This window comes from Streptomyces sp. NPDC104226, from assembly GCF_055584085.1.
The window spans coordinates 168344-189040 of the sequence record NZ_JBVJMS010000002.1 but is presented as its reverse complement, the minus strand read 5'-3'; the positions used below and the strand labels follow the sequence as shown (position 1 = coordinate 189040).

Below are 20697 nucleotides of genomic sequence, written 5' to 3'. Positions count from 1 at the left end.
ACTGCGAGAGCAGGTCCTTATACCGCTGTAACACGCTTATCCCCCAGCAAACAGCGGGCTGCTTTCGTCATCGCCATGAACTTCGTCAAACGTGCCGGGACGAGCCTTGGTGCCAGAAAATCCAGGACCGCCGCCCTGCTCGCGATCTTCCTGGTCATCTGCACCCTGCTCCTGGGCGGCTTTCTGCTGCAGGCCGCCGCGGCCCGCCAGGAAGCCGACGCGCAGCGCACCATCGGCGTCGACGTGACCGTCAGGAAGGAGGGTCTGACTCCGGCCCTGGCCGACCGCCTCGCAGGCTCGGGCCTGGTGCACCGCTACAACGTGGAAACCCGGGTGCGGGCCGCGGCCCAGGGGTTCGAGCCGCTGACGTCGAAGGTCCCGGAGCCGGATGGCGCCACCGTGGTCGCGGAGAAGGCGAAGGGCGAGCTGGCCGTGGACGGCGTGCGCGACTCGGGCATGCTGCTGCCCTTCTCGTACGGCTCGGCGAAGCTCACGGCGGGCCGCGGCATCACCCCTGAGGATGCCGGCCGCGACGTCGCCGTGGTCGAGCAGCGCTTGGCCGACAAGAACAACCTGAAAGTGGGCGACACCCTCCAGGTGCGCTCCGCCGACGGCAAGCACACCGTCCCGGTGACCGTCGTAGGCATCTACCAGGATCCGGCCCAGGAGCCGACGATGTGGGTCGCGCCGGACGAACTGCCGGGCAACACCCTTTACGTTCCGGTCGCCACGGCGCAGAAGCTCGGTTCCGGTACGGCGACGGTCAGCGAAGCGGTGTTCAAGATCGGCTCGCCTGACCAGGCCCGACAGCTCCACTCCGAAGCCGAGGAGCTTCTGGGCAGGGGCGGCTTCGACTTCCAGGTCAACGACAAGGCGTACAAGGACCAGGTCGTGCCCATCCGGCGGGTCGGCGCCTTCGCGGGACTGCTCGTCTGGGTGATCGCCGTGGCCGGAGCACTGATCCTCGGCCTCATCGTGATGCTGCAGATCCGAGAGCGCCGCTCCGAGCTCGGAGTGCTGCTCTCGATGGGCGAGAAGAAGTGGAAGCTCATCGGCCAGCACGCCGTGGAGGTGGCCGCCGTGGCCCTGCCCGCCGTGGCACTCGCGGCTCTCGCCGGCTCGATCGCCGGACAGAGCGCCGGGGACGCCTTCCTGGGCCGCTACCACGACAAGCCGGTCTCGGCCGCCCGCACGCCGGACACCGGGGTCGCCCCGCCCACCGTACGGGTCGAGGCGGCCGATGTCGGCAAGGTCGCCGGCATCGCCCTGGGCATCTCCCTGGTCTCCACGGTCGTCCCCGGCATCGGGATCCTGCGCCTGCACCCCCGATCCATCCTCACCGATGCCGAATAGCTCCATCACCGGCGCCGCCCAGCCGGCCCGCCGCACTGAACAGCCAACCGCCGACACACACCGAGAAAGCCCGTTCCATGAACTTCGTCAAACGCGCAGGCCTGAGCCTGTGGGCCCGTAAGGGCCGGACCCTCATCACCCTGGCCACCTTCCTCGTCATCTCCGTGATGGTGCTGGCAGGCGTCCTGATCAACGGTGCGACGGCCCGGGCCGAACAGGACGCCAAACGCTCGGTCGGCGCCGAGGTCAACCTCGGCATGGACATGAGCCAGCTGGGCAGTGCGGCACAGATGCAGGCACCGAGCATCGACGCCGCGACCGTCGACAAGATCGGCTCGCTGCCCCAGGTGCAGAAGTACACCTACTCCACGTGGGACCGAGCCGTCCTGACAGGCAGGAACAAACTCGTCGACGGCGGGACCAAGGGCCCCATGGACATGGGCCCCGGCGGGACCGTAGCCATGGGCATCCTGGATTCCTCACTGCTGCCCGACTTCCGCAGCGGCAAGTCCGCCCTCGTCTCCGGCTCGCACATCACGGCCGCCGACAAGGACAAGAAGCAGCTCCTGATCGAGGAGCGCCTGGCCGAGCAGAACGGCCTCAAGGTCGGCGACAGGATCACCCTCACCGGCAACGACGAGAAGACCACGGGCGAGTTCACCGTCGGAGGCATCTACCGGGACCCGCGCCCGACCACGGACGCCGACCCCGAGTACGGCATCAGCCCCGCGAACATGCTCTACACGACGGTGGGCGGCCTGTCCGCCCTCGGCTCCGAGAGCGAAGGTCCGAGGAAGGTCGGCAAGGCGACGTTCCTCCTGAAGGACGCCGGTGAACAGGACGCGTTCAAGAGCCGGGCGAAGCAGCTCGCGGGCAAGGCGCTGACCGGCTTCAAGCTGGACGCCAACGACAAGGCCGTCCAGCAGATGACGGGCCCCCTGAAGAGCATCCGCTCCACGGCCACGCTCGGCATGTGGCTGATGGGCCTCGCCGGCGCCGCCGTACTGGCCCTCCTGGCGAACCTTGCCGTCAAGCAGCGCCGTACCGAGTACGGGATCCTGCTGGCCATGGGCGAGAAGAAGAGCAGGCTCATCGCCCAGCAGGTCCTGGAGATCGTGCTCGTCGCGGCCGTCGCCATCGGCGTGAGCTCCCTCTTCGCCCCCCAGCTCACCCAGAGCGCCGGCCAGGCCCTGCTCGGCAAGGAAGCCTCCGCCGCCGCGGAGAGGCTCGGCTCCTGGAAACCCCCGGCCCCCGGCAGCACCGGCCTCGGTCAGGGCATCGACCCCAACGACCGGCCCGTGGACAACGCCGACCCCATCGACAAGATCACCGTCGCCCTCGACCCGGCGGACCTCGCCACGGTAGGCGGCATCGGCCTGGGCATCGGCCTCCTCGCCACCGTCGTCCCAGCCGCCTCCGTACTGCGCCTGAGCCCCCGAACCATCCTCACGAAGGGCAAGTGACCCGCCATGACCACCCCCACCACGACCCCCGACACCACGGCCCCGCCGCTCCTGCGCCTCGCCGGCATCAGCCACACCTACTCCGGCCAGCGCCGCAGGACCACCGTCCTGCGCGACGTCGACCACACCTTCGAACGCGGCACCTTCTACACCATCCTGGGCCCCTCCGGCAGCGGCAAGACCACCCTGCTCTCCCTCGCCAGCGGCCTCGACACCCCCACCAAAGGCACCATCAGCTTCAACGGGCAGGACCTCACCCGGCTCGGCCTCGGCCGCTACCGCAACAAGCACGCCGCCACGATCTTCCAGCAGTACAACCTGCTCACCTACATGACCGCCCTCCAGAACGTCACCACCGCCATGGAGATCACCGGTGCGAAACCCGCCACCGGAAACCGCAAGGCACGCGCCCTGCAACTCCTCGAAGACATCGGCCTCGACAAGGCGATGGCGACCCGCAACGTCATGCACCTCTCCGGCGGACAGCAACAGCGCGTCGCCATCGCCCGCGCACTCGCCTGCGACGTCGACATCCTCTTCGCCGACGAACCCACCGGAAACCTCGACGAGGACACCGCCCAGGGCATCATCGACACCTTCCGCGACCTCGCCCACCACCAGGACAAATGCGTGGTCGTCGTCACCCACTCCCAGCAACTCGCAGCCCAGTCCGACCGCATCCTCAACCTCCGCAAGGGCAAGCTCACAGAACTGGACGTGACGCCGGGCCGCCGATCCGCCGACAGGCGGTAAGCCGTGTCGGGCCGGATGCTGCCCATCGAGGGACAGGTCCGGCCGTCGCCGCAGTGGAGGAGATCGGTGAGGTCGTCGGAGGCGATGCCGACGGCATCCACGCGCGTCGGCGCATGGTCCTGCCGAGGACTTCGGCCCCGCTGCGGGAACGGACGGCCGTCCCCGTCGTGGGGGCGGCCGTCCGTTCCGGGCGTGCGGGGGTTGTCGGTCAGGCTGCTCGGCGGCGGGCCGCGATGAGGGCGTACGCGGCCAGGAGCACGGCGGTGAACGCGGTGCCGACGCCCGCCGCCTGCCGCATGTCCGGCACCTCGATCGCCGTGGCGGCGACGGCGAGGACACCGAGGGCGGCCACCACCGCCAACTTCGGGCCGCCGCGGACGCTGAAGCCGGTGAACTCGGCCGGGTGCGCGTCCCGATGGCGCCGGAAGGCCACGTACGAGGCGAGGATCAGCAGCCAGACCAGCAGGACGGCGAACAGGGCGATGGACATCAGGATGCCGAAGATGCCGCCCACGTCGTAGAAGGCGAGGAGCGCCGCGACCGCGATGCCCAGCGTGGAGGCGGCCAGGGCCGCGGCCGGCACGCCCCGGCTGGTGAGGCGGGCCAGCGGGGCCGGGGCGAGGCCGTCGTCGCCGAGGGAGTGCAGCAGCCGGGAGGCGCCGTACAGGTGGGCGTTGGCGGCGGAGATCGCCGCGATCAGCACCACGAGGTTGGTGAGGGTGGCCGCGGCGGGCACGCCGACGTCGGAGAAGACCCGCACGAACGGGCTCGCCTCCACGCTGCCGTCACCGGCGGCGAGGCGCCGCCACGGGATCAGGCACATGACCAGGGTGATGGACAGGACGTAGAACACGCTCAGCCGCCACGCGAGCTGCCGCATCGCCGTGCGGATGGTGCGCTGCGGGTCGGCGGCCTCGGCGGAGGCGATGGCGACGACCTCGAAGCCGGCGTACGCGAACATCACCACCGACATCGCGATCCAGATCGACTTCGCGCCGTGCGGCATGAAGCCGCCGTCGTCGGTGAGGTGCGCGAAGCCGGTGCCCCCGACGTCGGGCAGGCCGAAGAAGGCCAGGAAGCCGGCGCACAGGATGAACGCGCACAGGGCGGTCACCTTGATGGTGGACAGCCAGAACTCGGTGGTACCGAAGGACTTCACGTTGATGACGTTCACCGCGAGGACCACCGCCGCGACCGCGAGGATGGCGGCCGTCATCGGCACGGCCGGCCACCACCAGCGTATGTACAGCGCGGAGGCTACCACCTCGGTGCCGATGACGACGACGGCGCTGAACCAGTACGTCCAGCGGGTGAGGAACCCGGCCCAGGGCCCGAGGTAGCGGTGCGCGATGAAGCCGAACGAGCCCTGGACCGGATGGGCCGCGGACATCTCGCCCAGCAGCACCGCGATGACGGCGACGAGGAAGGCCCCGATCGCGTACGAGACGATGGCTGCCGGTCCGGCGGCGCCCATCGCGGAGCCGGAGCCGAGGAAGAGACCGGTGCCGAGCGCCGAGCCCAGGCCGATCATGGTGGTCTGGCGGTGGGTGAGCGATCTGACCAGCCCCCCGCCCGGCGCCGGAGCGCCGCCCTCCGCCGCGTGCGGGGGCAGGGGCTCGGTGGTGCCGGCAGGGGCGGGTCTTTCCGGAGCAGCCATGGCGGGGACGTCCTTCTGGGAGGGGGGAGGCCGGCGGGGAGGCCGGCCTGCGCGTGGGCGGCTTGGGGGACGAGGGTGCGGGCGCGCCGCGCCGCTCAGAACTCGCTGGTGCGGAAGGGCTTGTCGGGGGCGGTCAGGCGCGGCTTGCCCAGCACCTGCTGCGAGGACAGCGCGTAGATGCCGTGATTGGTCAGCACCCAGGCGATGTTGCGGTCCCACTCCACGTACACGCCGTGGGTCTGGTTGCCGTACGCGTAGTCCGGGGTCTCGGGTCCGTACGCCTTGGGGACGAAGTAGGCCTCGATCTCGGGATCGGCGGGGTCCTTCACGTCGAAGAACTGCACGCCCGCGTTGTAGAACCCGTAGCCGAGGACTCCGGCGTCGTGCTTGCCGGGGTTGGTGTAGTAGCCGGTGCGCTTGGGGCCGAAGCTGCCGCGCCGTTGGCAGAAGTCCTGGAAGCCCGCCGACTTGGGCGGGACCGGACGGGGCAGGGTGCCGACGACGCGCGGGTGCGCCGGGTCCTTGGCGTCGATCTGGTAGACGTCCTTGTACGGCTCGTAGCAGTCCTCGGTGAGCGGGTAGCCGGAGTAGTAGATCAGCCCGGTCTTCTCGTACTGCGAGACGTCGATGTTGTCGCCCTCGGTGCCGGAGACGGACGGCGGCAGGTCGAGGTGGCCGACGGCCTTCATGTGGGCCGGATCGGAGATGTCCAGGACCGTGAGGCCGTAGCCGCCCATGGCCGCGAAGGCGTACCGTCCGCCCTGCTCGACCGGCTTGGGGATGAAGAGCGGCATCCGCGCACCCATCCAGCTGGTGCGGTTGCCGCAGCGCGGGTTGGCGCGGTAGGCCGCGTCCTCGCCGGTGAGCTGGCCGGGCAGGTGCCAGGTGTCGAGCAGCTTCGGGTGCGCGGGGTCGGACATGTCCCAGGACTGGTAGCCGGCCGAGTGCAGGTTGGTGGGGTACTCGGTGCCGGAGTAGGTGTCGTTCGGGGCGGTGGCGATGAACATGTACCGGCCGCCGGTCCAGTACGGCACGTCCAGCGAGCCGGAGCCCTGCTGCGCGGTGTTCGGGTCGGACTTCAGCGGGTCCTTCTGCGTGGAGTCGGTGGACACCGTGCTCAGCAGCTTCCAGTCCTTCTTGCGGGGTCCGTCGAGCCGGAAGACCTTGAAGCCCTTGAGGCCAGGCTTCTCGCGGAGCTTGCGGACGCCGTCGGGGTCACCGTACTTGTCGTGACCGGGCTCGTCGGTGAGCTCGGAGATCTGCCTCTTGTCCTCGAAGCTCTGCACCATGACGTAGGCGCCGATCGCCTTGTTCCACTGGATGGTGGAGGCGCCCCAGTAGTCGTTGGCGGCCCAGGAGCCGTTGGCCCTGCTCTCGTCACCGCCGACGTCGCTTCGCGACATCTTCTCGACGACCTTCACCTTCTTCACGTCGGTGATGTCGTAGACGCGCCCTTCGGAGCGGTCGTACTGGAAGAGGTAGCGGCGGCCGTCGAAGTCGACGACGTTCTGCCAGGTGTGGAAGTAGTCGGGGGTGAAGTCGGCCCCCTCGTAGGCGGCTTCGACCTTCATGTTCTTGATGTACGAGCGGGTGTCGTACTCCTTGGCGCGGCCGGGGAAGGAATGCTCGTGCTCCTCGTCCACCGGCGTGAGGGCGGGATGGCGGAAGCTCCCGTCGAGCTGCATGCCGTACGCGCCGGGGTCGGCCGGAGCGGGGCGGCGGTCCTCGCAGACGTCGGGGATGTTGGGGTCGGTGGCGGTGGCGGTGGTGGCCGAGGCGGCGGGGCTCGCGCCGGTGGTGCCGGGCACGAGCAGGGCGGCGACGGTGGCGACGGCCACGGACAGGGAAGCCTTGGTGCGCAGGGATCTCACGTAAGTCCTAGGGGTTCTCGGCCGGTGGGGGAGGCGGGGCGGAGGCGGGGCGGAGGGTGAGGTGACGGCGGGCGTCGGGTGACGGGCGTCGGGTGACGGCGGCTGTCAGGTGACGGTCGGGCGCTGCTGGAACTCCGCGGCCCGGTGCGCCTGCGTCGTCACGACGTCCCGCAGCGCCTCCACGGCGTGCAGTACGTCCGCATGGGTGAGGTAGAGCGCGTTGAAGCCGAAGCGCAGCAGGTCGGGGGCGCGCATGTCGCCGATGACCCCGCGCGCGGTGAGGGCGGCGATCAGGGGGTACGCCTCCGGGTGGCGCAGTGCGACCTGGCTGCCGCGGCGCAGCGGGTCGCGCGGGGTGGCCAGGTCGAAGCCGAGGCCGTCGAGGAGGACGTCGGCGCATTCCTGGAAGAAGCCCGTCAGGGAGAGGCTCTTGGCGCGCACCGCGCTCATGTGGACCCCGTCGTAGGCGGTGAGCGCCGCCTCCAGGGCGATGAGCGAGAGCAGCGGCGGGGTGCCGATGCGGGCACGGGTGATCCCGGGCGCGGGGGTGTACCTGCCGGACATCGCGAACGGCTCTGCGTGGCCGTGCCAGCCGGTGACGGGCTGGTCGAAGTCCTGCTGATGGCGGTGGGCGAGGTAGGCGAAGGCGGGGGCGCCGGGGCCGCCCGAGAGGTACTTGTAGCCGCAGCCCACCGCGAAGTCGGCCTCGATGGCGTCGAGTTCGACGGGCAGCGCGCCCGCGGCGTGGCACAGGTCCCAGTGGACGAGGGCGCCGGCGGCGTGAGCGGCGGCGGTGAGGGCCGCCATGTCGTACAGCTCGCCGGTGCGGTAGTCGACGGGCGCGTAGGCGGCGACGGCCACCTGCGCTCCCTCGGCGGCCAGCACGGCGGCTGCCTCCCGGGCGGGCACGCGGCGGACGTCGAGGCCGAGCAGCCGGCCGATGGAGTCGGCGACGTACTGGTCGGTGGGGAAGTGGTCCGGGTCCGTGAGCAGCAGGCGGCGGCCGGGCCGCAGACGGGCGGCGGCGAGCAGGGTGTTGAAGAGCTGGACGCTCGTCGAGTCCCCGACGACGACCTGGCCGGGGGCGGCGCCGATCAGCCGGCCGATGGCATCGCCGGTGCGGACGGGAGCCTCCCACCAGCCGTTGGCGTTCCACGAGCGGATCAGGTCGGTGCCCCACTGCCGGTGCAGCGCGTCCTCGACCGCGGCGGGGACGGCGGTGGGCAGGGCGCCCAGGGAGTTGCCGTCGAGGTAGACGAGGCCTTTGGGGAGGGTGAAGCGGTCGCGTACGTACGCGATCGGGTCGGCGGAGTCCAGATCGGCGGCGCGCTGGTTCAGCATGCGGGTACCTCCTCGGTACAGGAAGGAGCGGCGGTGGCGGCTGGGCCGGCGGAGTCGTGCTCCCGCCGCAGGTCGAGTGCGATGTCGGTCAGCAGGTCCTCCTGACCGCCGACGAGCCGGCGGCGCCCCGCCTCGACGAGCAGCTCCCGGGTGTCGAGGCCGTGGCGGGCGGCGGTGGTCTCGGCGTGCCGCAGGAAGCTGGAGTACACCCCGGCGTAGCCGAGCGTCAGCGTCTCGCGGTCGACGCGAACGGGCCGGTCCTGGGTGGGGCGTACGAGGTTCTCGGCGGCGTCCATGAGGGGGAAGAGGGCGCAGCCGTGCTCCAGGCCCATCAGGTCGAACACGGCGATGACGGGCTCCAGCGGGGCGTTTCCGGCGCCCGCGCCCTGTCCGGCGAGCGAGGCGTCGACGCGGTGGGCTCCGGCTTCGACGGCGACGATGCTGTTGGCGACGCCGAGGCCGAGGTTGTGGTGCGCGTGGATGCCGATCTCGGTGCCGGGATCGAGGACCTCGCGGTAGGCGCGGACCCGGTCGCGCACCCCGTCCATGGTGAGCCGGCCGCCGGAGTCCGTGACGTACACGCAGTGGGCGCCGTACGACTCCATCAGCCTTGCCTGGACGGCGAGTTCGGCGGGTTCGGCGAGGTGGGACATCATCAGGAAGCCGGCGACGTCCATGCCCAGCTCGCGGGCGAGGCCGATGTGCTGTGCGGAGATGTCGGCCTCGGTGCAGTGCGTGGCCACGCGTACGGAGGTGACGCCGAGGGCGTGGGCGCGGCGCAGGTCCGCCGCGGTGCCGATGCCGGGCAGCAGCAGCGTGGTGAGGCGGGCCCGGTGCAGGACGTCGGCAGCCGCCTCCAGCCATTCCCAGTCGGTGTGGGCGCCGGGTCCGTAGGTGACGGAGGAGCCGGACAGGCCGTCGCCGTGGGCCACTTCGACCGCGTCGACGCCGGCGGCGTCGAGTGCGGCGGCGATGGCGCGGACCTGGTCGACGGTGTAGCGGTGGGAGACGGCGTGCATGCCGTCGCGCAGGGTGACGTCCTGGACGTAGACGCGGGTCATCGGGCCGTGCTCCGTTCGGCCAGACGCTCGGCGGTGCGCAGCGCGGCGGCGGTCATGATGTCGAGGTTCCCGGCGTACGCGGGCAGGTAGTGGGCGGCGCCCTCGACCTCCAGGTAGACCGAGACGAGGAGCCGGCCGCCCCCGGCCAGCGCGACCAGGGGGTCGTCGGCGGCCAGGGTGCGGAACTGGGGCTGCTGCTTGAGCCGGTAGCCGGGTACGTAGGCGGCGACGGACGCGGCCATCTCGTGGACGGAGTCGGCGATGCGGGCGGTGTCGCAGTCGTCGACCACGCAGTGCACGGTGTCGCGCATGAGCAGCGCGGGCTCGGCCGGGTTGAGGACGATGATGGCCTTGCCCCTGGCCGCGCCGCCGACCTGTTCGAGGGCGCGTGCGGTGGTCTCGGTGAACTCGTCGATGTTGGCGCGGGTGCCGGGGCCCGCGGAGCGGGAGGCGATGGAGGCGACGATCTCGGCGTAGCGGACCGGGGTGACGCGGGAGACGGCGGCGACGACGGGGATGGTGGCCTGGCCGCCGCAGGTGACCATGTTGACGTTGCCGATGGCCGCGGTGCCCTGCGTGCCCTGCGCGCCCTCGGTGCCGAGCGCGTCGAGGCAGGCGTCCAGGTTGACCGGGGGGACGACGTACGGGCCGATGGCGGCGGGAGTCAGGTCGATGAGGGTCTTGCCGTACGGGGCGAGGGCCGCGGCGTTCGCGTGGTGGGCGGCGGCGGACGTGGCGTCGAAGACGATCCCGATGTCCTCGAACCCGTCCAGCGCGATGAGGCCCTCGACCCCGCCGGCGCTGGTGGGAACGCCCAGGCGGCCGGCCCGGGCGAGCCCTTCGGATGCGGGGTCGATGCCGATCATCGCCGCGGCCGTGACCAGGCCGCGGCCGCGGATGAGCTTGATGAGCAGATCGGTGCCGATGTTGCCGGAACCGATGACGGCGGCCTTCATCGCAGGGCCTCCTTCGCTTCGTCGGCGCGCAGTCCCACGCCGCAGGGCTTTGTCCGGGCGTCCGTACGGGCATCGGTACGGGCGTCCGTACGAGCACCGGTACGGGCCGCGGCCCGCTTCCCGGCCAGGTCCTCCAGGCCGAAGAACCGGACGGCGTTGCCACCCAGCACGGCCTGTCGCTCGTCCTCGGTCAGCGCGCTCTCCCGCACCAGCCGGCCGATCTCCTCCTCGCCCAGCGGAAAGGGGTGGTCGGAGCCGAGCAGCACCTGCTCGGCGCCCATCACGTCGACCAGCAGGCGCAGTGCGCCCGGGTCGAAGACGGCCGAGTCGACGGAGAACCGGTCGGTGTAGGCCGAGGGCGGCCGCGGGCTGTCGGCGCGCACCAGGTCCCGGCGGTGCCAGGCGTTGTCGGCGCGGCCGAGCAGATAGGGGAAGCTGCCCCCGCCGTGCGCGAACAGCAGCCGCAGCGAGGCGGGCAGCCGCTCGAAGGCACCGGACAGGATCAGCGTCAGGATCGTCAGGTGGGTCTCGCCCGCCATCCCGGCGAGCCAGGCGAGCATGTAGCGGGAGAACCGGGGCCCGGTGGGCAGGTCCCAGGGGTGGACGAGGACGGCGGCGCCCTCGTCGGCGCAGTGGGTGAGGAACTCCAGCAGGGCGCCGTGGTCCAGGTCGCGGTCACCGAGGTGGTTGCCGATGTGGACGCCGCGGAATCCCTGGAGCATCGCCTCGGAGAGCACGGCGCAGGCCGCCTCGGTGTCCTGGAGCGGTACCTGGCACAGTGGCGCGAGCCGGTCCGGGGCGTACGCGCTGTAGGCGTGGATGCGGTCGTTGACGGTCCGGCACCAGTCGGTGGCGCGGTCCGCGGGCAGCGCGTAGCCGAACATCAGCGGGGTGCTGGAGAGCACCTGCACGTCCACGCCGAGCCGGTCGAGGTCGGCGACGCGTGCGGCCGGGTCCCACAGGGTGCGGCGCACCGGCCGGTACTCCTGGGCGCCGGCCATCATCATCCCGGCGTCGGGACCGTCCGAGGTGCGGAGCCACGGTCCCTCGTCGGACCCGGTGAGGACGCGCGACTCGGCGCGGGTGATCTCCGGGAAGACGTGCGCGTGGATGTCGACGACGGTCATGCGTCCGCCCCGTCCCGCCGGGTCCGCGGGCGCAGCGCCCGCGGCCATTCCCGCCCGGGGTGCACCGATCCGCAGTTCCCGCAGGTGCGGGCGGCCTCGTCGGCGTAGAAGGCGTCGAAGACCGGCGGGAGGTCCTCGACGATGGACGTGAGCTGGAGTTCGCTGCGGTGCACGAGGTGGTGGCAGTCCATGCAGTACCACTCGAAGGCGTCGCGGATGCCCGCCGGGCGGGCGAACTCGACGACCAGGCCGATGCTGCCCTCCTCCGGGCGCTGCGGGGAGTGCCGTACGTGCGGCGGCAGCAGGAAGACGTCGCCCTGGCGGATGTGGATGTCGCGGGGCGGACTGCCCTCCTCGTCCATGACGCGCAGCACCATGTCGCCCTCGAGCTGGTAGAAGAACTCCTCGATCGGGTCGTCGTGGAAGTCGGTGCGCCGGTTGGGGCCGCCGACGACGGTCACCATCAGGTCGGCCTCCTGCCAGATCTGCACGTTGCCGACCGGCGGGCGCAGCAGGTGGCGGTGCTCCTCGATCCAGGCGTGCAAGTTGAACGGGGTCACGGTCATGCGGACTGCTCCTGCTCATGTGCGTAGGCCGGGCCCGGCGGACGCCGGGTCCCCCCGGCCTGCGGGAGGTGGGCGACGGCGCTGATCTCGATCAGCAGGTGGGGGTGGGGGAGTTGGTGGACGGCCACGGTGGTACGGGCCGGCCCGCCCTCGTCGAAGTACTCCCCGTAGACCTCGTTGTAGCCGCCGAAGTCGTTCATGTTCACGAGGTACGTGGTGACGGAGACCAGGTCGGCCAGGCTGCCGCCGACGGCACCGAGCAGGGCGGCGATGTTCTCGATGACGGCCCGGGTCTGGGCGCGGACGTCGAGGTCGGTGACGCCCATCGGGTCGGCGGCGGCGCCGGCGAAGGTGCCGTCGGGGCGGCGGGCGCTGGTGCCGGAGACATAGACGAGGTCACCGGCGCGGCGCAGGTGGGGGAAGCGGCCGCGGGGCTCCGCGGCTCCGGGGACGATCATGCGGACTCCCCGTCCGGCGCACCGGGGGCGGCGGCTTCGTGCGTGCGGTCCGCCGTGCTGAACCGGACGCTGCCGAGGCCGGCGACCGTGGCCCGTACGTGCGTGCCGTACGGCAGCGGGACGGCGGCGGTGGCCGCCCCGGCGAGGATCACGGTCCCCGCGGGCAGGGACCCCGCGAGCCGCGCGGCGGCGTCCAGGGCCCGGAGCGGGTGCCCCAGGATCGCCGCGGTCGATCCGGTCTGCACCGTGCGCCCGTCGAGCTCCAGGAGCACGCCGAGGTGGGCGAGGCCGCCGGGAGCGGTCAGGTCGTCGGCGGGGGTCCACGGGCCCACCGCGTACCCGGCGGCGGAGGTGTTGTCGGCGATGACCTCGGGCAGCGAGAAGGCGAAGCCGTCGTAGCGGGAGTCGATGACCTCCAGCGCGGGGGCCACCGCGGCGACCGCGGACGCCGGGTCGCCTCCGGGGACGAGGGTCTCGCCGAGCAGGAAGGCGACCTCGGGTTCGACCCGCGGGTGGATCAGCCCGCCGATGTCGTGGCGGCCGCCGTCCGGGATCCGCATCCGGTCGGTGATCCGGCCGTGGATGAGGTCGGACACCCCCATCTGCCGCATCTTGGCGAGGCTGGTGAAGCCGAGCTTGAAGCCGGTGACCCGCTCGCCGCGTGCCGTCATCCGGGCCACCAGGGCCTTCTGGACGGCGTACGCCTCTGCGGTCGTGGTCAGTCCGGTGGTTCCGCCGGGGAGGGTACGGGCATCGAGGGCGGCCGTGTCGAGCCGCTCGGCGAGGGCGGCGACGTCGAGGGCGATGGGGCCGGGGTGATGCGGGGTGGGGCTCATCGGGCGTCCCCTTCGGGTCGGTCGGACGGGTCGGCACCGAAGGCCGCGCGGACGCAGCCGAGGCCGTCGATCCGCGCTTCGAGGACGTCCCCGGGGGCGACGGCCGTCATGGGGCCCAGCGCGCCGGTCAGTACGGTGTCGCCCGCCCGCAGCGGGCTGCCCAGGCGTACGAGGGTGTCGGCGAGCCAGAGCGCGGCGTGCAGCGGGTTCCCGAGGCACGCGGCGCCCGCACCGGTGGAGACGGGCTCGCCGCGCCGTTCCAGGACCATGCCGGCGGTGCGCAGGTCGAGCCCGCGGTCGCGGAGCAGGACGGGCCGGGTGCCCAGGACGTAGGCGCCGCTGGAAGCGTTGTCGGCGATGGTGTCGACGGCGGTGATGTCCCAGTCGCGGATGCGGCTGCCGACGATCTCGATGGCGGGCAGGACGAACGCCGTGGCCCGGATGACATCGGCGACGGTGTGCCGCTCGTGGTCCAGGTCGCGTTCGAGGACGAGGGCCACTTCCGCTTCAGCCTTGGGCTGGAGTACGGCGCCCCAGGGCAGGTCGGCGCCGTCGGGTACGGCGGTGTCGTCGAGCAGGACGCCGAAGTCGGGGGTGTCCACCCCCAGCTGGGCCTGCACGGCGGCCGAGGTCAGCCCGACCTTCCAGCCGGTGACACGGCGCCCCTCGTCGATCCGGCGCGCGGTGAGCAGGGCCTGGACGGCGTACGCCGCGTCCAGGTCGCCGGCCGCGAGGACGTCCCGTACGGGGGTGCAGGGCACTGCGGTACGGCGCGCGCGGTCGAGGCGTTCGGCGGCCTGCTCGACGGGGCTGGAGCCGGGGCGGGGGCCGGAGCCGGAGCCGGAGGCACGGTCGGCGGTGGGATCGGTGGCGGCGGATGCCGGATGCTGAACGGTCACAGTTTCACGCACACGTTCATCGGTTCGGAGAAGAAGTCGAGGGAGTGGTCGCCGCCCTCGCGCCCGATGCCGGAGGCCTTCACGCCGCCGAAGGGGGTGCGCAGGTCCCGCAGGTTCCAGGTGTTGACCCAGGCGATGCCCACGTCCAGGGCGGGGGCGACCCGGTGGGCGCGGGCGAGGTCGCCGGTCCACACCGTGGCGGCCAGTCCGTAGGGACCCGCGTTGGCGAGTTCGAGGGCCTGCGCCTCCGTGTCGAACGGTGCCAGGTGCACCACCGGTCCGAAGATCTCCTCGCGCACCGCCGCGTGGTCCTCGGGGAGCCCGGTCAGGACGGTCGGCTCGACGAAGAAGCCGCCGTCGCGGTCGTCCCCGAAGACCGGCACGCCGCCGCCCGCGAGGACCTTGCCGTCGGCGGACGCCCGGGCGAGGTGACCGAGCACCTTGTCGCGGTGGGCGGCGGAGATCATCGGCCCGTAGTCCCCGAGCCGACGCGCCGCGTCGGCGAGCCGGGCGGCGAACTCGTCGAAGATCGGCCGCTCGACGTACAGCCGCTCGGTGCACAGGCACACCTGGCCGCTGTGGGTGAAGGCGGAGCGGACGGTGCCCGCCACGGCCAGGTCGAGGTCCGCGTCGGCGAAGACCAGCCCGGCGTTCTTGCCGCCGAGTTCGAAGGAGACGGGGGCGAGGCGGGCCGCCGCGGCACGCATGATCGTGCTGCCGGTGCCGGACTCGCCGGTGAAGGCGATCGCGTCCACGCCCGGGTGCTCGGTGAGCCACTGCCCGGCGGCGCCGGCGCCCTCACCGTGGACGAGGTTGAAGACCCCTGCGGGCAGGTCGCTGTCGGCCATCACCTCGGCGAGCAGGCAGGCCGTGGCCGGCGTGAGCTCCGAGGGCTTGGCGACGACCGTGTTGCCCATGGCCAGGGCGGGCGCGACCTTCCAGGTGAGCAGCAGCAGCGGCAGGTTCCAGGGCGAGATCACCGCGACCACGCCGAGCGGCTTGCGCACGGTGTAGTTGAGGGCGCCGCGCCCGTCGGGGGTCGGGGTGTGCCAGGACTGCTCGGCGCGCCCGGCGAGGAGCTCCGCGTACGCACGGAAGTTGGCGACGGCGCGCGGGATGTCGACGGTGGAGGCGAGCTCGCGGGGCTTGCCGGTGTCGGCGCACTCGGCGGCGACGAACTCCTCGGAGCGCCGCTCGATGCCGTCGGCGATGCGGTGCAGCATCCGCGCCCGGTCGGCGGGGCTCCAGGTCCCCCAGGGCCCGCGCAGCGCCTCCCTTGCGGCGCGCACCGCGCGGTCGACCAGTTCGACGGGGGCCGAGGGCACCTCGCCGACGGTGCGCCCGTGGACCGGGTCGACCAAGGGGAACGGATCGCCGGAGGCGTCGAACCGGCCTCCCACGTAATGCCGCACAGGTGAACTCACCTTGCAGACCTCCCATACCAGGCCGGGGTGTTCGGTTGCGGAACCCCGGATCGTGCGGACATCATGCGCTGACATCGATATGCCGAACCAATGCCAATTGATGCCGTTCCCATAGCCATTCGGGTATGGAAGAGCGAAATGCAGACTGCAGGACACAAGAGAACCGGCCACCCGGCGGCTCGTACGGGGGATCGACCCCCTCTGGAAGGAGCGGACCGGACCGATGGACCTCCTGGACGGCCGGCTGAAGTTCCGGCACCTGACCCTCCTGGTCGCGATCGTGCAGCACGGGGGCGTGGCACGGGCTGCGGAGACCCTGCACCTGACCCAGCCCGCCGCGACCCGCACGCTGCGGGAGCTGGAGGCCATCGCCGACCTGCCGCTGTTCGTACGCGAGCCGCGCGGCATGCGCCCCACGGTCTACGGCCAGGCCCTGGCCGGACACGCGCGGTCGGTGATCACCGAGATCCGCCGGGCCGGGGAGCACCTGGAGGGGCTGCGCCAGGGCCACGAGGGGACCGTCACGGTGGGAACGCTCCTGGCCGGTGCGAACGTCCTGCTACCCCGGGCGATCGCCCGCCTCAAACGGGAACGCCCGCGGCTGACCGTGGTCGTCCGCGAGGGCACGCTCGACGTGCTCTGCCCGGCCCTCCTGGGAGGGGAGCTGGACGTGATCGTGGGCCGGGTGGGGCCGGCTCCGAAGCCGGGCGAACCGCTGCTCCAGCGACTGCTGTACCGGGAGCGGATCATGCTGGCGGTCCGCGCGGGTCATCCCCTGCTGAGGCCGGACACCGGGCCGGTCACACTGACGGACACGCTGGAACACCCCTGGATCCTGCCTGTGGAACAGACCGCCCTGCGCCAGGAGCTGGGCGCGCTGCTCGTGGAGCGAGGCCTGCCGCTCCCGGCGGACCGGGTGGAGTGCACGTCGATCCTGACGATGCGGGCCCTGCTCCTGCAGACGGACATGGTGGCGCTGCTGCCCGAGCTGGTGCTGCGGGACGACGAGCGTTTGGCGGCGCTGCCGGTCGACCTCCCGTCGGTGGGCCGGACGGTGGGCACGACGGAGGCGGCGCACCGCACCCGCACCCCCGCCCTGCGTGCCCTCCTCCACCATCTCGAAGAGGAGGCGGCGCTCCTACGGGACACCCTGGCCGAAGGCCACGCGTAGCGGGCCGCACCACCTCGGTACGGCCGAACTAATCCCGTGCGGTGAGCAGTTGCCGCCAGCGCGGTTGCTCGGCGATCAGGCTCGCCGAGGCCAGCACCGTCACGGTGACGGCGGCCCATGTGGGCCAAGCCGCCCATGAGGCGGCGACGGCCGCGCCCAGCTGGAGTACGACCAGGCCGACGGTCACCACGCCGGGAACGGGTACCAGGATGTGCTCCCTCGCCATCCCGTGGTCACCGGGGGTGCCGAACAGGGCCACCGTGGCGAGAAGGAGAACGACCGAGGCCACGGCGAGCGTCACGGAATACGGTGCGAGCGCCCACGGAGTGGCAGTCCAGGCGGCCAGCATGCTGAGGAAGCGGAGCGGGTCCGCCAGACCTATCACAGGCCGACTTTCCCACGGTGCGCCCGTGCGGTCTACGTCCGGCGGCAACAAAGGCCCTTTGCCGATCCGCCGCCTCCTGTGCGCGCGGTTCGGCCGGTCCGAGGGCGCATGGACCGGCCCGCGCAGGACACACGTACGTCAACTGGCCCGAATGCGGCAGCAGTCGGGCCGCCGTCGTCCCTACGTGCACGGAGAAGGCGAGACGCCATGCCGCTGACATTCCGCAAGAGCTTCAGGATCCTGCCGGGCGTCCGGCTCAACATCAACCGCAAGTCGTGGTCGATCACCACGGGCGGCAAGCACGGCCCCCGCCGCACCCGCAGCAGCAACGGACGCCGCACCACCTCGATGAACCTGCCGGGCCCCTTCGGCTGGCGCAAGACGCGCCGCGGCTGAGCCGCCCGGATGCCTCCCCCGGACGGCGACCCGGAGGCCGCCGACGCCCTGGCGGGAACCGCGGTGCCGGGCGGCGCCGTTCAGACGCGGAACACGGACCCGACGAACTCCGCGAGGAGCCGTTCCTGCAACGGCGTCGGCAGCGCGTCGAGCAGGGCCAGTACGGGGGCCGTCCGCGCGGGCAGTCCCGTGTCGCCGCCGAGGCCGGCGAAGGCCAGTACGGCGGCGACCTCCTCGGGGCCGAGGTTCGCCGGATCGAGGCCGGCGGCCAGTTCGACCAGCCCCGGGTCCACGGTGTTCGCCGGGAGCTTCCGGGCAGCTGTGAGGGCGTCGGGCAGGTCCGCGAGCAGGGCATCGACCTGGCCGACGGTGGCCGGGGTCAGGGTGAGATGGAGGTTGGGCGGCAGGCCGTCGAAGGAGAGCTGGGGCTGCAGGTACCAGCCGCGCTCGCGCATCTCGTCCGCGAGGTGCAGCACCAGGCTGAGGTCGGGCCCCCGGCCGGCCTCGGGGCTCTCCACTGTGAACGAGACCAGTCCGGCGGCCGGTTCACCCAGCACGCGCAGCCCGTCGATGCCGCGCAGGCCCGCGAGCACCCGGTCCGAGGCCTCGGCCACGCGGGCGGCCAGGGCGGTGTAGCCCTCCTCGCCGACGTACTGGAGGACCGCCCATGCCTGGGCCAGCAGTCCGCCCGACTTCGTGCCCTGCACGGTCGGGTTGACGACGGGGTAGCCGGGCCACCCCGCATGGGCGAAGTACTGGTACCGCCGCAGTTCGGCATCCCGGTACAGGACGACGGAGGCGCCCTTGTCGGCGTACCCGTACTTGTGCAGGTCCACGGAGATCGAGGTGACCCCGGGGACGGACAGGTCGAACGCGCTGACCTCCCGGCCGGCCCGCCGCAGGTGGGGCAGGAGCCACCCGCCTATGCAGGCGTCGACGTGGCAGAGCACACCGCGTGCGGCGGCGGCACCGGCGATCTCGGCCACCGGGTCGATGACCCCGTGGGCGTACGAGGGCGCGGAGGCCACCACGAGCGCCGTACGGTCCGTGATCGCCGCCGCGACGGCACCGGCGTCCGCGCGGAAGGTGACGGGGTCGACGGGGACGACGACGGTCTCCAGCCCCAGGTAGTGGGCGGCCTTGTGGAAAGCGGCGTGCGCGGTGGAGGGCAGTACGAGCTGGGGCTCCGTGACCGCCCGTGCGGCCCGCGCGTGGTCGCGCGCCGTCTTCACGGCGAGCAGGATGCTCTCGGTCCCGCCACTGGTGAACGTGCCTTGGGCCCCGGGTGCGCCGAGGAGTGCGGCCACCGCGCCCACCAGGTCGTTCTCCAGCCGCGCCACGCTCGGGAAGACGGTCGGGTCGAGCCCGTTGACGGTGGCGTACGCGCCGTACGCGGCAGCGGCCAGCTCGTCGAGGCCGTCGAGACCGGCGTCGTAGACGTAGGCGAAGGTGCGGCCTCCCCGAGTGGGTGCGTCGGCCGCGCGCAGAGAGCGCAGTTCGGCGAGGACGTCGTCCGGGGTGCGGCCGGCCGGCAGGGCACGGGTGGGTTCAGTGGACACGGGGCTTCTTCACTTCCTGAAGGGCGGTTCGGAGGGAGAGGTTCAGACGGCCGTGTACTCGGGCACGGGATCCTCGCGGTACCGGTGCAGCAACCACAGGCTCGTGGCGGCGAGCACGGCGGGTACCACGCTCATGCCCGCGGTGATGCCGGTCAGGGCCGCATCGGGCTGGGCCACCGCGTGGTCGGCGTCGGAGGAGAGGAAGCCGGTCACGGTGAGCACCAGGGCGAAGACACCCGCGCCGAGGGCGAAGGCGAGGGTCTCGGCAGCGGTCCACAGCCCGGTGAAGGTCGCGGCCCGCCGTTTCCCGGTACGGGCCGCGTCGGCGGCCAGGGTGTCTGCCAGCATCGCCAGCGGGAGCAATTGCATCCCGGCGTAGGCGAGGCCGACGATCGCGACCGCCCCGTAGGCGAACCCGGCGCCGGCCACGGGCGTGAGGCCGAGCAACAGGGCGCCGGAGAGGAAGAGCAGGGAGGCTCCCCACTGGGCGGTCTTGACGCCCCACTGCCGGGCGGCCCGCTGCCACAGCGGCATGACGAGGACGAGCGGGCCGATGAGGCAGGCGAAGAGCGGGGTGACGGCGGTGGGCGAACCGAGCGTGTAGGTGGCGAAGTACTGGACACCCGCGAGCATCACGCCGACGGCGAGGGCCTGCAGGGTCCACATGCCGGCCAGGTGGAGGAACGGGCGGTGCGAGCGGGCGGCGGCCAGCTGTGCGCCCAGCGAGGGCTCGGAGGCACTGCGCGCGACCTCCGGGGCCCACCGGGTGGTGAACCAGGCCCCGAACATGCCGACGGCGAGCAGGACGGCGACACCGATCCCCATCAGCCGGTAGCTCGCCGGGCTGCCGCCGTCGGAGTGGGCGACGGCCGGGGCCAGCGCCCCCGACAACAGGATCGCCACCCCGAGCAGGGCGACCCGCCAGCTGAGGATCCGGCCGCGTTCGACGGGGTCCTCGGTCATCTCGGCCGGCATCGTCACGTACGGCACCTGGAAGACGGCGTACGCCGTGGCGGCCAGCACGAACACCACGGCCACGTACGCGGCGGCGGCCCCGCCACGCAGCGCGGGGGAGGCGAACAGCAGCACGAAGAGGGGCGGCAGGGTGCAGGCGCCGAGGAGCAGGAAGGGCCGCCGGGGTCCGCCGCGCAGCCGGCTCCGGTCGGACATCGCACCGACCAGCGGGTTGATCAGTACGTCCCACGCCTTCGGCAGGAAGACCGCGGCACCTGCGAGGGCCGGGGCGACGTCGAGGATGTTGGTCAGGTAGTAGAGCAGGATCAGCCCCGGCACGGTGGCGAACGTACCGGTGCACAAGGAACCGAGCCCGTACCCGATCCGGACGCGACGCGGCAGGTCAGAGGCCCGGACGCGGTGGGCAGGGTGATCGGCTGGCATGGCGCCGATCATCGGCGAGCGGT

At 72.3% G+C, this 20697-nt stretch carries 19 protein-coding genes; 5 read left to right on the top strand and 14 right to left on the bottom strand.

All coding sequences use genetic code 11. The features are described 5' to 3' along the window. Positions 1 to 75: 75 nt before the first annotated feature. The 3 genes from ACZ60J_RS06230 to ACZ60J_RS06220 all read left to right on the top strand — a co-directional run bounded on the left by ACZ60J_RS06230 (position 76) and on the right by ACZ60J_RS06220 (position 3569). On the top strand, positions 76 to 1353 hold the full coding sequence (locus tag ACZ60J_RS06230) for an FtsX-like permease family protein (protein ID WP_469679261.1): 1278 nt from the start codon (positions 76 to 78) through the stop codon (positions 1351 to 1353). 77 nt (positions 1354 to 1430) lie between these two features. Further along, positions 1431 to 2816 carry an FtsX-like permease family protein gene (locus ACZ60J_RS06225; protein WP_469679260.1) on the top strand — a complete coding sequence of 462 codons (1386 nt, stop codon included), beginning with the start codon at positions 1431 to 1433 and terminating at the stop codon, positions 2814 to 2816. Positions 2817 to 2822: 6 nt separating this feature from the next. Further along, on the top strand, positions 2823 to 3569 hold the full coding sequence (locus tag ACZ60J_RS06220) for an ABC transporter ATP-binding protein (protein WP_469679259.1): 747 nt from the start codon (positions 2823 to 2825) through the stop codon (positions 3567 to 3569). Between the two features lie 208 nt (positions 3570 to 3777). Here ACZ60J_RS06220 and ACZ60J_RS06215 read toward each other — a convergent pair whose 3' ends face one another. From ACZ60J_RS06215 to ACZ60J_RS06165, 11 genes are all read right to left on the bottom strand, one after another. Continuing rightward, the gene (locus ACZ60J_RS06215; RefSeq protein WP_469679258.1) at positions 3778 to 5226 is read right to left on the bottom strand and encodes an amino acid permease; all 1449 of its coding nucleotides are present in this window, start codon (positions 5224 to 5226) and stop codon (positions 3778 to 3780) included. Positions 5227 to 5321: 95 nt separating this feature from the next. Beyond that, positions 5322 to 7097, bottom strand: coding sequence for an LVIVD repeat-containing protein (locus ACZ60J_RS06210; protein ID WP_469679257.1), 1776 nt, complete (start codon positions 7095 to 7097; stop codon positions 5322 to 5324). Positions 7098 to 7202: 105 nt separating this feature from the next. After that, entirely contained in the window at positions 7203 to 8438 is a 1236-nt protein-coding gene (gene kynU / locus ACZ60J_RS06205) for a kynureninase (RefSeq protein WP_469679256.1), read from the bottom strand. Continuing rightward, a complete protein-coding gene (gene dmpG, locus ACZ60J_RS06200; protein WP_469679255.1) occupies positions 8432 to 9499 on the bottom strand; it encodes a 4-hydroxy-2-oxovalerate aldolase in 1068 nt (355 codons plus the stop codon). Before dmpG ends, kynU begins: the two co-directional genes overlap by 7 nt. After that, positions 9496 to 10455 carry an acetaldehyde dehydrogenase (acetylating) gene (locus ACZ60J_RS06195; protein WP_469679254.1) on the bottom strand — a complete coding sequence of 320 codons (960 nt, stop codon included), beginning with the start codon at positions 10453 to 10455 and terminating at the stop codon, positions 9496 to 9498. Before ACZ60J_RS06195 ends, dmpG begins: the two co-directional genes overlap by 4 nt. Further along, on the bottom strand, positions 10452 to 11582 hold the full coding sequence (locus tag ACZ60J_RS06190; protein ID WP_469679253.1) for an amidohydrolase family protein: 1131 nt from the start codon (positions 11580 to 11582) through the stop codon (positions 10452 to 10454). Before ACZ60J_RS06190 ends, ACZ60J_RS06195 begins: the two co-directional genes overlap by 4 nt. Continuing rightward, the gene (locus ACZ60J_RS06185; protein ID WP_469679252.1) at positions 11579 to 12148 is read right to left on the bottom strand and encodes a 3-hydroxyanthranilate 3,4-dioxygenase; all 570 of its coding nucleotides are present in this window, start codon (positions 12146 to 12148) and stop codon (positions 11579 to 11581) included. The genes ACZ60J_RS06190 and ACZ60J_RS06185 overlap by 4 nt, the downstream gene beginning before the upstream one ends. Next, a complete protein-coding gene (locus ACZ60J_RS06180; protein ID WP_469679251.1) occupies positions 12145 to 12606 on the bottom strand; it encodes a RidA family protein in 462 nt (153 codons plus the stop codon). The genes ACZ60J_RS06185 and ACZ60J_RS06180 overlap by 4 nt, the downstream gene beginning before the upstream one ends. After that, positions 12603 to 13442: a 2-keto-4-pentenoate hydratase gene (locus ACZ60J_RS06175; protein ID WP_469679250.1), complete on the bottom strand. Its 840-nt coding sequence runs from the start codon at positions 13440 to 13442 to the stop codon at positions 12603 to 12605. The genes ACZ60J_RS06180 and ACZ60J_RS06175 overlap by 4 nt, the downstream gene beginning before the upstream one ends. Then, positions 13439 to 14341 carry a 2-keto-4-pentenoate hydratase gene (locus ACZ60J_RS06170; RefSeq protein WP_469679249.1) on the bottom strand — a complete coding sequence of 301 codons (903 nt, stop codon included), beginning with the start codon at positions 14339 to 14341 and terminating at the stop codon, positions 13439 to 13441. The genes ACZ60J_RS06175 and ACZ60J_RS06170 overlap by 4 nt, the downstream gene beginning before the upstream one ends. Continuing rightward, positions 14338 to 15753 (bottom strand): 2-hydroxymuconic semialdehyde dehydrogenase, encoded by a 1416-nt coding sequence (locus ACZ60J_RS06165; RefSeq protein WP_469679248.1) that lies wholly within the window; start codon positions 15751 to 15753, stop codon positions 14338 to 14340. The genes ACZ60J_RS06170 and ACZ60J_RS06165 overlap by 4 nt, the downstream gene beginning before the upstream one ends. Before the next feature lie 235 nt (positions 15754 to 15988). Between ACZ60J_RS06165 and ACZ60J_RS06160 the strand changes: the two genes are divergently transcribed. Beyond that, positions 15989 to 16936, top strand: coding sequence for a LysR substrate-binding domain-containing protein (locus ACZ60J_RS06160; protein ID WP_469679247.1), 948 nt, complete (start codon positions 15989 to 15991; stop codon positions 16934 to 16936). A 28-nt stretch (positions 16937 to 16964) separates the two neighbouring features. Here the strand turns inward: ACZ60J_RS06160 and ACZ60J_RS06155 are convergent, their stop codons facing one another. Next, positions 16965 to 17321 (bottom strand): hypothetical protein, encoded by a 357-nt coding sequence (locus ACZ60J_RS06155; protein ID WP_469679246.1) that lies wholly within the window; start codon positions 17319 to 17321, stop codon positions 16965 to 16967. Between the two features lie 207 nt (positions 17322 to 17528). Here ACZ60J_RS06155 and ACZ60J_RS06150 point away from each other — a divergent pair, with 207 nt between their 5' ends. Then, positions 17529 to 17717, top strand: coding sequence for a DUF4236 domain-containing protein (locus ACZ60J_RS06150; protein WP_469679245.1), 189 nt, complete (start codon positions 17529 to 17531; stop codon positions 17715 to 17717). An 80-nt stretch (positions 17718 to 17797) separates the two neighbouring features. On the opposite strand, the gene ACZ60J_RS06145 is transcribed toward ACZ60J_RS06150, so the two are convergent. Further along, positions 17798 to 19276, bottom strand: a complete 1479-nt coding sequence (locus tag ACZ60J_RS06145) for a pyridoxal phosphate-dependent decarboxylase family protein (RefSeq protein WP_469679244.1) — start codon at positions 19274 to 19276, stop codon at positions 17798 to 17800. A gap of 42 nt (positions 19277 to 19318) precedes the next feature. After that, complete coding sequence (locus tag ACZ60J_RS06140; RefSeq protein WP_469679243.1) at positions 19319 to 20674, bottom strand: MFS transporter; 1356 nt, start codon at positions 20672 to 20674, stop codon at positions 19319 to 19321. Between the last annotated feature and the right edge of the window lie 23 nt (positions 20675 to 20697).